Origin of the sequence: Mesorhizobium sp. C416B, from assembly GCF_030323165.1 — a bacterium.
Classification (GTDB): domain Bacteria; phylum Pseudomonadota; class Alphaproteobacteria; order Rhizobiales; family Rhizobiaceae; genus Mesorhizobium.
Genome location: NZ_CP100471.1, coordinates 689,876 through 702,261 on the forward strand (window position 1 = coordinate 689,876; position 12,386 = coordinate 702,261).

Consider the following 12,386-nt stretch of genomic DNA (forward strand, 5'->3'; position numbering starts at 1 on the left):
GTTTAGCCGACGAAGACCACCGACCGACGTCCGGCTAAATCGTGCTCGACTACAAGTGCCGCGATGGCTGCCGCGATCTTCGCGCCGCCTTGCACTGACGGTTCGATAGGATTGGCGAAGTCCGCGTCCTCATTCGATACCAAGCGCAGGTCGACGAGCGGCAAACCGCGCGAGAACGCCGCCCGGGTGATGACGTCGTTGAGGACCGTCAGGGCAGTTGCGGCAAGTCTACGACGCTGTGGGTCGGGAAAGCGCGCCTCGTAGATCGTGCAGACAGCTGTGGGTAGGTTTTGGCCCAGCGCCCCCTCGAGCATCGTACAGTAGTCGTGCTCGAATTCCTCCCGGATATCGCTGATCCTGTCCAGAACCTCGGCGACCGAACAGGCCCCCTGCTCCAGAATCCCTGCATGACGAAGAGCATCATTGCCACCGACGCTGACGACAAGATGGCTAGCATCCTGGGGGAGCCGTTCAAGCTGCCGCTCGACGCCGCTTGTGACGGCGCCGTCGACGGCGTTTAGCGTTGCACGCCACCCCTCCGGCAAGCGCTCCCGCAGCTGCCGCACTACGTCGGGCCCGTGCGCGACATAGGCAGCGTTGTCAAAGATCGAATCCCCGAGAAGGACGACGTGTGGCATCGGATGCTCCGTTGAGGCCTCTGCCAATGCTGCATCAGCAGAGGAGGTAAGGTGGTGGGTTGTGACCGCGGCAGCGAGCACGGTCAGGAGATCACGGCGAGTCAGGCCACCTACAGAACGGAACGGCATCTCAGCCGTCCAGGAACGCCAGAAGCGCGGCATTCACCGCGCTGGCCTCTTCGCGCTGTACCCAATGCGTCGCCTTCTCGAACGTCTGCAGGCCCCGATCGTTGCAAAAGGCCAGACTGCGCTCGGCCAGGCCATATTCCAGAGCTTGGTCCTGCATCCCCCACAGTACAAGGGTCGGCGTCGTGATCCGCTCCTTCAGGCTTGGGCGGAAGCGCAGCGCCCGATACCAGTTGAGCATGCCTGTCAGCGCCCCCGGCCGTTCCCAGGCCTGCCGATACTCTGCGATTTCCTCCGCCGTGAAGGCATCTGTTCGGCTGGATTTGATGAGCGCCCGTGCCAGCAGAGCCGAGCGCCCCGCCCCCAGAAAAGCCTCCGGCAGCAAGGGGAACTGGAAGAAGGCCGCATAGCTGCTCCGCAGGAACTGGGTCGGAGATCGCAAGGAATGGGCAAGCAGCACCTCGGGATGGGGCGCGTTCAGGATGACCAGCCTTTCCAGGCGGTGCGGCAGCTTTGCGCCTGCGGCCCAGGCGACGATACCGCCCCAGTCATGACCGACGAGGTGAAACCTTCCGATGCCGAGCGCGTCGGCGATGGCAACGACATCGCCGACGAGCTTGGGGAGCGTGTATTCACGGATGGCTTTCGGCTTGTCACTGGTGTTGTAGCCCCTCTGGTCGGGAACGATGACCCGGAATCCGGCGGTAGCGAGCGCATCGATCTGCCGTCTCCAGCCGATCCAGAAGTCGGGAAAGCCGTGCAGGAGCATGACCGGCCTGCCTTCGGCAGGCCCAACCTGGACGACGTGAAGCCCAATGCTCCCGGTGTTGACAAACCGATGTTCAGGCGCGTGTGAGACCATCGCTGGCAACGCGGTTGTCGCCAAAGCGATCCAGCGCACATATTTTTAAATCAACGCGCGCTACCCCGACAAGATGCAAAGCTCTGCCGTTGCATCTTCCGCCAGATGGGTCATAGCAACCCAAGAACAAGTTGGGGCCGCGAGCGGACTGTCAGCTTTTAGGCTGAAGTCACGGCAAGCCGACACGCCGCTGGCGTGTGTCCGAAGCTTCGACCCAACGCCTTCAAGTGCCTATGTGTTTGCCCAGACCGAGAACATAAGCCCGATCGTCAGTGCCGTCGCTGCATATAGGGCGGGCAAAACCCGGCGGTTCACGCCCAGGCGGAGCAAGGTGTGACCAAGATGATCTGTGCCGCCGATCCAAGGTTTTCGCCCCTGCAGCAAGCGGCGACTGATTACGAAGACGGCGTCAATCAGCGGTACGGCATTCCACGCCAGGGAAGCGTCAAACCCTCTTTGCGACGCGAGTAGCACGATTGCCGCTCCGAGGAGAAGGCTGCCGCTATCGCCCATGAAAACGCGTGCCGGCGGATAGTTGAAGAATAGAAATCCCAGGCATGCTCCGACGCCCGCCATACCGAGAGCGCCGCCCAGCCCGAGGAAGGCGGCCGCGATTGCGCTCGCGGCAAGACCATCGGCATGGTCAAGCATATTGACGGCGTTGCAAGCGATCCAAATGATGATCGGAACCCACCACAGATGCGTAATGATACCGGCCAAAACAGCTGCGGCGGCCAACGCTGCTGCCTTGGCACCGGCAGAAAGAGATCGGAGGTCATCGAGCGCCCCGATCAAACAGAAGGCTGATAGCAGGAGAGTATGTTCAACGGGGAGCCATGGTGACATCGCGATCAGCATGGCGGGCCCCGCGAGCCGGGGAACCTCGCCTGATGTGTGCCACCGATCTTTCGTGACCTTGGAGACCGCTCCGATACGCCGCGCAAGACGCGCAAACAGCCAGACGCCGGGAACCGCGATGAGCAGGGCCCCGATGAACGAGACCAAGGAGCCAGACGTCAAGCAACCACTCGTTCGGTACGCATGTGCTCGATGCAGTCGAGGACCATCTGCCTCGTGCTTCGCACGGGTCGCCATCCGGTCATGGTTGTTAACAGGCTTGTGTCAGGTACTCGGTCGTATGTTACGGCGAACCGATCACCAAACACCGTGCTGGATGGTTTCATGATAATGGGCGCGGTCGTCGCGGTGGCCTCAATCACCATTCTTGCAAGATTTCCAATCTGAATCGCTTCGCTTCCGCCCAAGTTGACTGGCCGGCCACGCAATGACGGGCACTGCATTGCCAGCAGCAGACCTTCGGCGGCGTCGGCAACGTGCAGGAACGCCCGCCTTTGCTCTCCATCGTCATGGACTACGAGTGGTTCACCACGCAGCGCTGCATCGACGAACACCGGCAGGACGAGGCCGGTCGCCGAGCGCTGGCGCGGTCCGGCCATGTTGAATGGTCGAACGATCCAGGTCGGGATTCCGAATTCAAAAAACAGTCCGGCCACTAAATGTTCGATCGCGGCCTTGGCAGCTGCGTAGCCCCATCTCGGTCGCAGGTCCGTCGTCACCGGATCGGATTCCGTGATTGGCCTGTCCCGGCCGGAGCCGTAGACTTCTGAACTCGACGTGTAAAGCAGCGGACGTCGGTGTACTCTGCACGCCTCCACGATCGCACAGCCTGATTCGAGAATGCGGCTGGTGACGGCAAAACGCTCCATGTGGGCAAGCTGAACGCCGATCGGACTCGCCAGGTGGAAGACTGCATCGGCCAACCCGACCTCATTGTGGACCGCCGCGCCGTATGCCGGATCGCCAACCCTGAAAGTGCGGATCGTCAGCCGGGAATTGCCGGTGGGCAGATTGGGCAGCAGCCCGTTCGAGAGATCGTCGATGACGGTTACGGTGCAATGGCGGGCGAGCAAAAGATCGACAAGCGCCGACCCTACGAAGCCTGCTCCGCCAGTAACCAGCACATGTGTGTGCTGGCCAAATTCGACCAAGTCCGCGCTATGGTTGTCCAAGGTTGCCACGTCCTCCCACGGGAGCGTCATCTATACAGTCGAGGATGGGGCAAACAACCACTTTCATATCAAGGCTGGCGAGTTTTCGTCGCCCTCGATATCATCAGCGAACAAACACCCACCCGAAATCCTGCCAGTTCTCCGTCCTTTGGTCACCAGACCATAGCTGATTCTGGCACATCCCCACCAATGTGGAGATTTCCGTCGTTCTGGCCGAAACAAATTGTGGGGGTATCTCCACGTTTCTCGCAATGCAACTTGAACCTCCAACAGCGAGTGCCGCCACTGCATAACTCAGGCCATCGACTCATATCGCGCAATTAGGCTAAGAGGCCAAGGGACTGTTCGGGGGGAGCTTTGAAGTCCGACTATCGCCCAGATATTGACGGGTTGCGCGCTATCGCAGTGGTCGCAGTGGTTTTTTTCCATTTTGACGTGCCCGGTTTTCGGGGCGGCTTTGCTGGCGTTGATATCTTCCTTGTTATCTCCGGTTACCTGATCACGCGCCTTTTAATGGCTGAAGGCGGCGGACTGTCCCTTGTGGAATTCTACGGCAGACGCATGCGTCGAATATTGCCGGCGATGCTGGTGATGATCTGCTTCTCACTCGTTGCCGGCTGGTTTCTGTTGCTGCCGGGCGACTATGAAGGTCTGGGACGCAGTGCGGCATATTCCACGTTCGGATTGGGAAACTATTATTTCCTTTGGAATACCGGCTATTTCGATCGCGAGGCGGCGCTGCTGCCGCTGCTTCATCTCTGGTCGCTCGGCGTCGAAGAGCAGTTCTATCTCGTATGGCCTCTGTTGCTTCTGGTTGCCAACCGGCTGTCACGCGGCCGCCAGCTCCCCGTCGTCGCGCTGATCTGCATTGTTGCGCTGGTCAGCTTCTCTATCGCTCTCAATCTGGTGGAGGCCGATCCGAAGCAGGCATTCTATGTTCCCTTCAGCCGAGCCTGGGAGTTGACTATCGGCGGCCTGCTCGTCTTTGCGCCACCAAAAGGCCGCGGGCGTACGTCCAAATGGTTTGAGCTGAGCGGCCTTGGTCTTGTAGTCGCAAGCATCCTTTTTCTCTCGCCGAGCCAACCGTTTCCAGGCGTTTTCGCGCTGGGTCCTGTGATCGGGGCTGCTCTGGTCGTCTGGCCGCGGTCGCAGTCGACGATTTCGGCCGTGCTTGCGAGCGCGCCGTTACGATCGACGGGCAGAATCTCCTACAGCCTGTATCTCTGGCATTGGCCGATCCTCGTGTTCTTCCGCCATTATATTGGCACCGCAATGCCCTCGGCGGTTGAATCGTGCGTGCTTTTAGCGGTTGCCTGGCTGGTGGCGTATCTGTCCTGGCGGTTCATCGAGGAACCCGTTCGCCGCCTGCGGGCGCCGCCATCCAGCGTGCTTCTCGCTGGTGCCGCCGCGGTGGCAATGGTTTGCCTGAGTGCCAATGCCGTGTTCGAAGCCCGTGGTTTCACCAGCAGGATCTCGAAGCAAGTCGAGGCAATGCGCAGCCTCGATGTGATGTGGGACTGGTCATGCCCGCAGATGGTCAGCATCGCTGAGTTGGGCAGTACCTTTTGCGCGTTCGGTGCGCCTTGGGACAAAGCGGCGCGCCACGCCGTGCTCTGGGGCGACAGCCATGCCGAGCATCTTGCGCCGCTGTTAGACAGCGCAGGTAAAAGAGAAAACACGGCTTTCTTTCTTTACCGCGCCTGTCCGGCCGCCTTTGGAGAAGGTGTCCACCGCGACTTTCCGGATTTGGCCGGATATCGGGAAAGCTGCTCATCGTCGCGAAAGGCCGCGGTCGCCATGCTGAAACAGCGCAATGACATCTACCTCGTGGTGCTCTCCGCAGCCTGGACAAGCCTTGCCGACACCAATGTCCTTGCTGACAATGGTGAGAGGCAGACCAGCAAAGTCCTGTTGTTGCGCGATGGCCTGCGTAGCCTCATCCAGGAAGTCGAAAGGGCGGATCGGCGCGTCGCAATCATTGGCCAAGTGCCTGGTCCCGGCCTGGACCTGACTTCATGCGCAGCGATGCTCGAAAGCGGTATGCTAAGGCGTTGTTCGACCGAGATGAATAGCGAGCAAGTCTTCCGGATCTGGTCGCCTATGGTGTCCGCGCTCGCATCGCTCGTTCATGACAATAACGTCGTCTTCGTCGATCCGCTCAAAGGGATGTGTCCAGACAGACACTGCGCAACCTACGTCAATGGCGAGTTCATCTACCGAGATAGTTCGCATATACGCAGAAACCTGAAGCCCGAGACAGACGAAGCCGTCGCGCGAATGATGGGTCTCTATCCGGCCCTGAAAGGCCAGGAGCAAAACCGGTTGTCGGCCGCCAACACCACGCCGTCTCAAACGGCTGGCAAGAGCAATTGAACGGGATGCGAAGCGGCCAGGCTCCGCTCTCGACCACGGCTGGAATGGCCTGTTCGGAAGACAGCCGCGCGTTGCGGGTTGGAGGACAGTTCGGCAGCCCGTCATGTGCGGCAGCGGCTGGGGACGGTCACCGCACGGACATAGACGGGCTTAGAGCGGTCGCGGTGCTGGCTGTTTTGTTTTTCCACCTGAGATTCGCAGGTTTCTCCGGCGGCTTTGTCGGCGTCGATGTGTTTTTCGTAATCAGCGGCTTTTTGATCACCCGCATTGTGGCCACCGATGTGGAGGCAGGGCGTTTCAGTTTGGCGCATTTCTATTCGCGCCGGGCTCGCCGCCTGCTGCCGGCATTTTTCGCGACATTATCCCTGTCATGCATCGCCGCGTTTCTTCTGCTTACGCCTCAACATCTGGAGACCTTCGCGAAATCGCTGATGGCATCGAGTTACGGCGTTTCGAACATCTTTTTCTGGCGCCAGTCCGGCTACTTTGATCTCGCCGCGCGGATGAAACCGCTCCTTCATACATGGTCACTCAGTGTGGAGTGGCAGTTTTATCTCGTCTGGCCGATGCTGCTTTCAGTTTTGCTTGCCGCATTCCCAGGGCGAATGGTTTGGTCGATCATCACGATTGCCATTCTCAGTTTCTGGCTCATTGTCGCATTCCAGGACGGATCGTTTTGGCCGTTTGCAGGGACCCCGGCGGCGGACTGGATCGCCGAGGGCCGTGCAACCGTGTTTTACAACACGCCATTTCGCGTGTTCGAGTTCGCCTGTGGCGCGGCGCTGGTCTGGCTTCCCAAGCCGCGACCTGTCCTTGTCCACGAGCTGCTCGCCTGGCTGGGCTTGGCCCTCATAGCGTTTGCAGTGTTCTCTTTCGACAGCCGTTCGGGCGCGCCCGCCTGGAACGTGCTTGCCCCTGCCACCGGCGCCGCGATGGTGTTGTCTGCGAACCGTTCGCGATTGGGAGGTTTCGCCTTGCGCAATCGCGCAGTCGGCTATCTTGGTCGCATCAGCTACTCGCTCTACCTCGTTCATTGGCCCCTGATCGTGTTTTGCGAATACGGTTTGCTTCGCCCCCTGCTTCCGACCGAAGCGCTCTTCGTCGGGCTTCTGGCCCTCGTCATGGCCATGTCGATGTTTCATTTCGTCGAGCAGCCTTTTCGCGCTGGCCATGGCTTCCTCCCCTCTTTTGGACTTGCCTTGACTGGCCTGCTCTCATGTTCCGTGGTCAGTTACGCGATGTCGGGCGGAATGCCGTGGCGTCTTCATTCCGTCGCGGGGAACGAACTTGCCAACAGCGCAGCCCTGAAGGCGATCACCGGCTCGTTGGCCTGCTTGGATTTCTGCGAGTTCGGCAACCTTCAAAGTCCAAAGAAGATACTCGTGGTCGGCGATTCGCACATCGACCAATACACGCGGGCGCTTCAAGAACTCGGCGGTCAGGAATTCCATTTCCTGCTGGCCGATGCCGGCAATTGCTATTTCGGAGCAGAGTTCCAGACCAGAACAAACGGCGCGGTCACGCGGCACTGCCGGAATGCTACCGACCAGGCGGCTCGCTGGTTGAAGGCCGGTGACATTCTCGCCATTGTCCAAGCGCAGCGCTGGCCCGGATATCGCACTCTTCTCGAACGGAAAGTGGATGGTGCGCCTGTCGAGATGCCCGACCTGGCAAAACTGTATGCGACCATGCTTGGGGACTTAGCGAAACTCTATGCCGCTTTTCGCGGCCCGGTGATCCTGATCGGACACACGCCGGACGCCAATGTGGTCTGCCATTTGAGACCGACTTACCTTTCCTTGCCCTGCCCGGTTCCCACCCGGGTGGAGAACGTCGCCTTCGACCAGGCATTCATGGCTTTCGCCAGCCATTCCAGCTTTCACCTGCTTGATCCCGGCGAAACCATCTGTTCGGCAAATGGCTGTGATGTGACGGACGGCGCAGGGCATAGCCTCTACCTGGATGAGAACCACTTCTCCATCTACGGGGCACGCCTTGTTGTTCCGAAAGTCATAGAGAGGCTTCGCGACGACTTATCCGTGGCGTCAAGGCAGACGTCGACACAATCGACCAAGCGATGATTGTGCCCAGGAGAGCAAGGCACAGCGCGCTGACTGAGAGCGGAACGGCGACTGCGTAGGTTCGTCCGTTTTGGCGAGGGTCGCTCGAATCCGTGGCCGAAAACAGCACCGCGTCCCGCCGGCGAAAAGTATATTCGCCCGGGCCAACAGCCGGCCATGCGTTCGGCGCCCATTCAACTTGGTGGAGCGGGGTCCCTTCTTCACGCAGGTCTGAAGCCTTCAACAGGGGATCGAGGACAAGGTTGTCAAATTGGAAAAGGCCAGGAAATTGCGAGCGTGGTAGCAGCGTCTCGTACCCGCCTCTTGCGGTAAACATGGTCTCGTTCTCCAGCCGTCCGGTAACAAGCGACGGTGTGATGAGCAATATCGCAATGCAGCCAGCCGCAAAGGCCATCACGCCTGCATTAGCTCCAAAAGCAAAGCTGCGATACTCGCCTTTTTTTGCTGAGGAATGTGTTTCAGTAAATCCCCGCCGCTCGGCAAGCATCCCACCAATTCCCAGCGCGACCGGAAGAAAGAGAGAGGGTGTCAGCAAGAGGTCATGCGATGTCAGCATGACCCCCACGAGTGCGACACCAAGGGCCAGATCGCCGGCGCTGCGGACATACCAGAGAGCGGAAGCGACCAGGCCGATCGGGATCAACCAGCCGATGTGCCCAAAAGCAATTGCGAAAAGGACAAGGGTGTTGTGAGGCGCGAGAGCCTGCGCCACCTCAAGGCCGCGACCGAAGAAGCCGCCTTCTCTGTACGCCAGCAGGCCTCGCTCCAGAAAGAGTGCTCTTGCCGAGATCGAATTTCTCTTGCCCTCGTCCACGAGACGTTCGCCTAGCGCCTGGATCTTGGCAGCGTTTGTGGATTGGCCTGTCGCGGACGAAGGCAGGCCGCTGAACGGAGGCGCAGATGAGGCAGTGGCTCGCGCAGGATCGGCTTGCGGAGGGTCTGATCTGATCGAAGGTTCTGCCGTCGGCTGGTCAATCGTCGCAGCCGAACTTGATTCAGCCAGAGCTTGTTGAGACGACGGCGCAACCGGGTCTAAGGCGGACGACGCAACCTCATCATGTGACGAATCGACAGCATCCGCCGCCTCATCGAGCGCCTTTCCAACCGAGATCATCCCGGCGAAGGAGTTGCCGACGGAAACGCGAAAATAAACATTTGTGGCGAGCGCGACACCGATTGTCCCCAGCAGTATTAATGCGACGGCGAGCGGGCGACCCCAGCCCCTTGGATCGAGCCTTAAACGACGGTGACCCCGAAATTGCTGCCAAATATCAACGGCAAACGGCACCGCCACGGTGCCACAGGCTGCAAGAATGTTCGAGCGGGAAAGCGTGACGAGCAGAGCGGCGCTTACGAGAACAAGGAAAGTGGCACGCCAGTTTGGCGCGACGGCGCGATAGCTCGCCGCGGCGCCAAGAAGCAGGCCAGCGGCTGCCACATTCGGATTGATCGCCAGGCCGGCGGCTCTGCCAAGCGTACTGGTGAAGCCGTTGGCAAAAAGAATGTCGAGGAAGCAGACCACCGCATTGAGCGCCGTCACCGACGCACATAGACGCAGCACCATTGCGGGCGATGAGGCGAGCATGAGGACAATCGCCCCGCCGCCAAGGAAAAGGGTAATCAGGTAACACTTTGCGACGATGCCAAGTGGATGAAGCGCAACCGGGGCAACCGCCATCGCCCCGGCGATCGCGAGCAGGAGGATCGCGCCACGCACGTACCGACGGATTGCAAGAACGGCAATCGAAACAATCAACACGCTGCCGTAGAGGGCATGGAAAACCAGTCTGGCGAACTCGTCCCGGCCCGTAAAGAACGGCAGAAAATAGGGCATGAACCACGACTGATAGATAACTATGGCAAATGCACACAGCCCGGCGGCGACACATGGCAGGATGCTGCGCGGCGTAGGCGCCGAATTCACCGGGCCTTGGAAGTGAGCAATCCCGCTCATTCACTTGCCCGCGAGGTAGAGGGTTTCATAAGCGTCCACCATAGCCCTTAAGGAGTAGCGTTCGCGCATCGCCCGCTGACGAAATTTTCGGTCCACTGTCTGCTCGGGCAACCGCTCGAGAACGGCAAGCAGTCCGCGGGCCAGATCGGCAGGGTCACGAGGCTTCACCAGCACACAACCCGGCATGCCCGAAACTGCCTCCGGATTTCCACCGACATTGGTGGCCACCACTGGGAGGCCTGCGGTGAGTTTTTCCATCAGGGCGTTGCAAAAGCCTTCCTCGTGGGAGGCGATCACGCCGATGTCCATGCCGGCAAGCAGGCCTGGTACGTCGTCCTGAGCCCCGAGCAGCCGAACTGTCGATCCGACGCCAAGCCGCTGGGCTTGCTCCATCAGCGCCTGCCCAATGCCTCGATCTTGTCCGGCGATGAACAACCTCAGCTCCGGCCGACTTTGGCTTGCGCTTGCGAAAGCGTCGATAAGATCTTTGTGTCCCTTATAGGGAATAAGATTGGCGACGATGACGACCCCGACATCGTCAGGTTCAAGACCAAGGCTGCGCCTGATCTCATCACGGCGATGGCTGATACCATCGAAACGGCTCAGATCGAGACCATTGGCAATCACGCGCACGCGGGCGAGATCATAGCCATCCCGGGCCGCCATGTCGGCCGCGACCGCATGCGAGTTAGCGACCACCACATGTGAAAACCGATTGGCGACTCGATCCATGCGCTTCAGCCGCGGCCATCGCTCCTGGTGGTTGCCGAGACCGCGCCTGGAGGTGATGACGAGTGGGGCCAGCGCAAACCGACCTGCCAACGCGCCCAGAAAGTTGGTCAATGGCAAAAAGGCGTGAACCACGCGTGGCCGGGTCAAAATGATGCGACCAACGAGCAAAGTGATCGCGGCGCCGAGCACCAGCATTGCCTTGACGCTCGGCCGCGTCTTGGGGGCAACGCTCGATTTTTCTTCCGCCCCCGCCGCTGTCAGTGATGCGGGCAAGGGATTGGGGCGATGAAGCCCGTAGGATATTCGGATACCGGCACGATTCAGCGTTTCCGCAAGAACACCGCCCGACGAGAGGGCAAAGACCTCGACCTGCCAGCCCCGCGCCTTCAACTCCTTGGCAAGCAGCACCAGTTGGCTTTCCGTGCCTCCGAGATCGAGCGTCCCGATAATGAAGAGCACGTTGCGACGGGTCCTTCTCAGGCGCGCGGTGGAAGGCGCGGCAACGCGCTGTTGGCTTTCAGCACTAGTCAACGCAAGGTCTTCTCGCAGCGTCGCTCACCCCTCCGCCTGTTCTCGCCCGTTCCCGCTTCCACATAGCGTCCAGAGCCGGCAAGAAGAAGTCGTATTGCGCGTACAATCCACAAAAGGTCACGAGCCGGCAAGATCAGCTCCAGCCTGCCGCGCAGCAGACGGGCTGCGTCCTTCACGATGCCGCAGCATCATCCCGAACGTGGCAAGCACCATTCCGGTTGCCAGGAGGGCGAGTGGCGGTGCCCATTTGAGCCGCTCGAACTTTGCCTCGTATGCACGCACGCCGTCGAAGTCCTCTATGGTGCCAGCCGGTTGCCAAGCCCCACCATAAGCCGTCTTCAGCAGGGGCAACATCGGCGCGAATTGCGCGTAGTAGGTGTCGATGATTGACAGCTCCCTCTGCACGTCCTCAAGCGAGCGAGGAACAAAGACACCGTAGTCGGAATCCAGAATATTGCCGTTCGACACTACCACGGTGTGTTGGGGAACACTGTAGATCGTCGCCTCGATGCCTTGATCGGCAAGGATGGAATAGACGATTTTGGACACCTGGGAACAGAACCCATACCCCCGGGCAAGCCCTTTGCGGGGCGTTACAAACTCATAATTTTGCAGCGTTTCGCGATATTGCGGCCGGAAGCTGAGCATCCAGAGCAGGTAGTTGTCAAAAACGCTGATGCGCGTGTAGGACGTGTCGGTCGCCGCCCAGCTGTCGCCTTCCGTCCAATAATGCACCATTCCACCCGCGACAGCCTTTGTCAGGCGCTCGAGATAGGCCTGCATGGGTTCGTCCGTAGCGCGGTAGAGGTCATCGACATCCACCACCTTCTGCTGGAATCCCAGCGGCCCTTCGGTTGCCTCGGCAGGTGGTGCCGGGTAAGCGCTGATCAATCCGAGCGGATAGGCCGAGACAAACAGCAGGAAAGCCGCCCCAACCCCTGCCGAGAAGAAGCCGAATGAGCACAGCAATGCAGCAGTTAAGCTTGGCCGCAACTTTTGATACCGAATCTCAAAGGCATCATTCATGGTCGAAGACTATCACCTCGTCGCGGCCGTGGC

Annotated in this window: 9 protein-coding genes; 2 read left to right on the forward strand and 7 right to left on the reverse strand. The window is 60.0% G+C overall.

Features of this window, described 5'->3' with window-relative positions:
* Nucleotides 1-2 precede the first annotated feature (2 nt).
* From NLY43_RS03550 to NLY43_RS03565, 4 genes are all read right to left on the reverse strand, one after another.
* Nucleotides 3-638: an SGNH/GDSL hydrolase family protein gene (locus NLY43_RS03550; RefSeq protein ID WP_023669434.1), complete on the reverse strand. Its 636-nt coding sequence runs from the start codon at nucleotides 636-638 to the stop codon at nucleotides 3-5.
* Nucleotides 639-768: 130 nt separating this feature from the next.
* Nucleotides 769-1,626, reverse strand: coding sequence for an alpha/beta fold hydrolase (locus NLY43_RS03555; RefSeq protein ID WP_023713491.1), 858 nt, complete (start codon nucleotides 1,624-1,626; stop codon nucleotides 769-771).
* 231 nt (nucleotides 1,627-1,857) lie between these two features.
* Nucleotides 1,858-2,484, reverse strand: a complete 627-nt coding sequence (locus tag NLY43_RS03560; protein ID WP_245264033.1) for an MraY family glycosyltransferase — start codon at nucleotides 2,482-2,484, stop codon at nucleotides 1,858-1,860.
* A 158-nt stretch (nucleotides 2,485-2,642) separates the two neighbouring features.
* Nucleotides 2,643-3,656: an NAD-dependent epimerase/dehydratase family protein gene (locus NLY43_RS03565; protein WP_196813567.1), complete on the reverse strand. Its 1,014-nt coding sequence runs from the start codon at nucleotides 3,654-3,656 to the stop codon at nucleotides 2,643-2,645.
* Nucleotides 3,657-4,013: 357 nt separating this feature from the next.
* Between NLY43_RS03565 and NLY43_RS03570 the strand changes: the two genes are divergently transcribed.
* Nucleotides 4,014-6,029: an acyltransferase family protein gene (locus NLY43_RS03570; protein ID WP_023713494.1), complete on the forward strand. Its 2,016-nt coding sequence runs from the start codon at nucleotides 4,014-4,016 to the stop codon at nucleotides 6,027-6,029.
* Between the two features lie 5 nt (nucleotides 6,030-6,034).
* Nucleotides 6,035-8,110 carry an acyltransferase family protein gene (locus tag NLY43_RS03575; protein WP_084568330.1) on the forward strand — a complete coding sequence of 692 codons (2,076 nt, stop codon included), beginning with the start codon at nucleotides 6,035-6,037 and terminating at the stop codon, nucleotides 8,108-8,110.
* Here NLY43_RS03575 and NLY43_RS03580 read toward each other — a convergent pair.
* The 3 genes from NLY43_RS03580 to NLY43_RS03590 form a co-directional block, all read right to left on the reverse strand.
* The gene (locus tag NLY43_RS03580; RefSeq protein ID WP_031202177.1) at nucleotides 8,040-10,064 is read right to left on the reverse strand and encodes a hypothetical protein; all 2,025 of its coding nucleotides are present in this window, start codon (nucleotides 10,062-10,064) and stop codon (nucleotides 8,040-8,042) included. The two genes, NLY43_RS03575 and NLY43_RS03580, sit on opposite strands and share 71 nt — an antisense overlap.
* Nucleotides 10,065-11,327, reverse strand: a complete 1,263-nt coding sequence (locus tag NLY43_RS03585; protein ID WP_084568331.1) for a glycosyltransferase — start codon at nucleotides 11,325-11,327, stop codon at nucleotides 10,065-10,067.
* 117 nt (nucleotides 11,328-11,444) lie between these two features.
* Nucleotides 11,445-12,353: a hypothetical protein gene (locus tag NLY43_RS03590; protein WP_156935540.1), complete on the reverse strand. Its 909-nt coding sequence runs from the start codon at nucleotides 12,351-12,353 to the stop codon at nucleotides 11,445-11,447.
* Nucleotides 12,354-12,386 lie beyond the last annotated feature (33 nt).

Excerpts from the sequence above, each read along its gene's own strand:
- NLY43_RS03550 (WP_023669434.1), bottom strand. The coding sequence starts at position 638 with ATGCCACACGTCGTCCTTCTCGGGGATTCGATCTTTGACAACGCTGCC.
- NLY43_RS03555 (WP_023713491.1), bottom strand. The coding sequence starts at position 1,626 with ATGGTCTCACACGCGCCTGAACATCGGTTTGTCAACACCGGGAGCATT.
- NLY43_RS03560 (WP_245264033.1), bottom strand. The coding sequence starts at position 2,484 with ATGCTGATCGCGATGTCACCATGGCTCCCCGTTGAACATACTCTCCTG.
- NLY43_RS03575 (WP_084568330.1), top strand. The coding sequence starts at position 6,035 with ATGCGAAGCGGCCAGGCTCCGCTCTCGACCACGGCTGGAATGGCCTGT.
- NLY43_RS03580 (WP_031202177.1), bottom strand. The coding sequence starts at position 10,064 with ATGAGCGGGATTGCTCACTTCCAAGGCCCGGTGAATTCGGCGCCTACG.
- NLY43_RS03590 (WP_156935540.1), bottom strand. The coding sequence starts at position 12,353 with ATGAATGATGCCTTTGAGATTCGGTATCAAAAGTTGCGGCCAAGCTTA.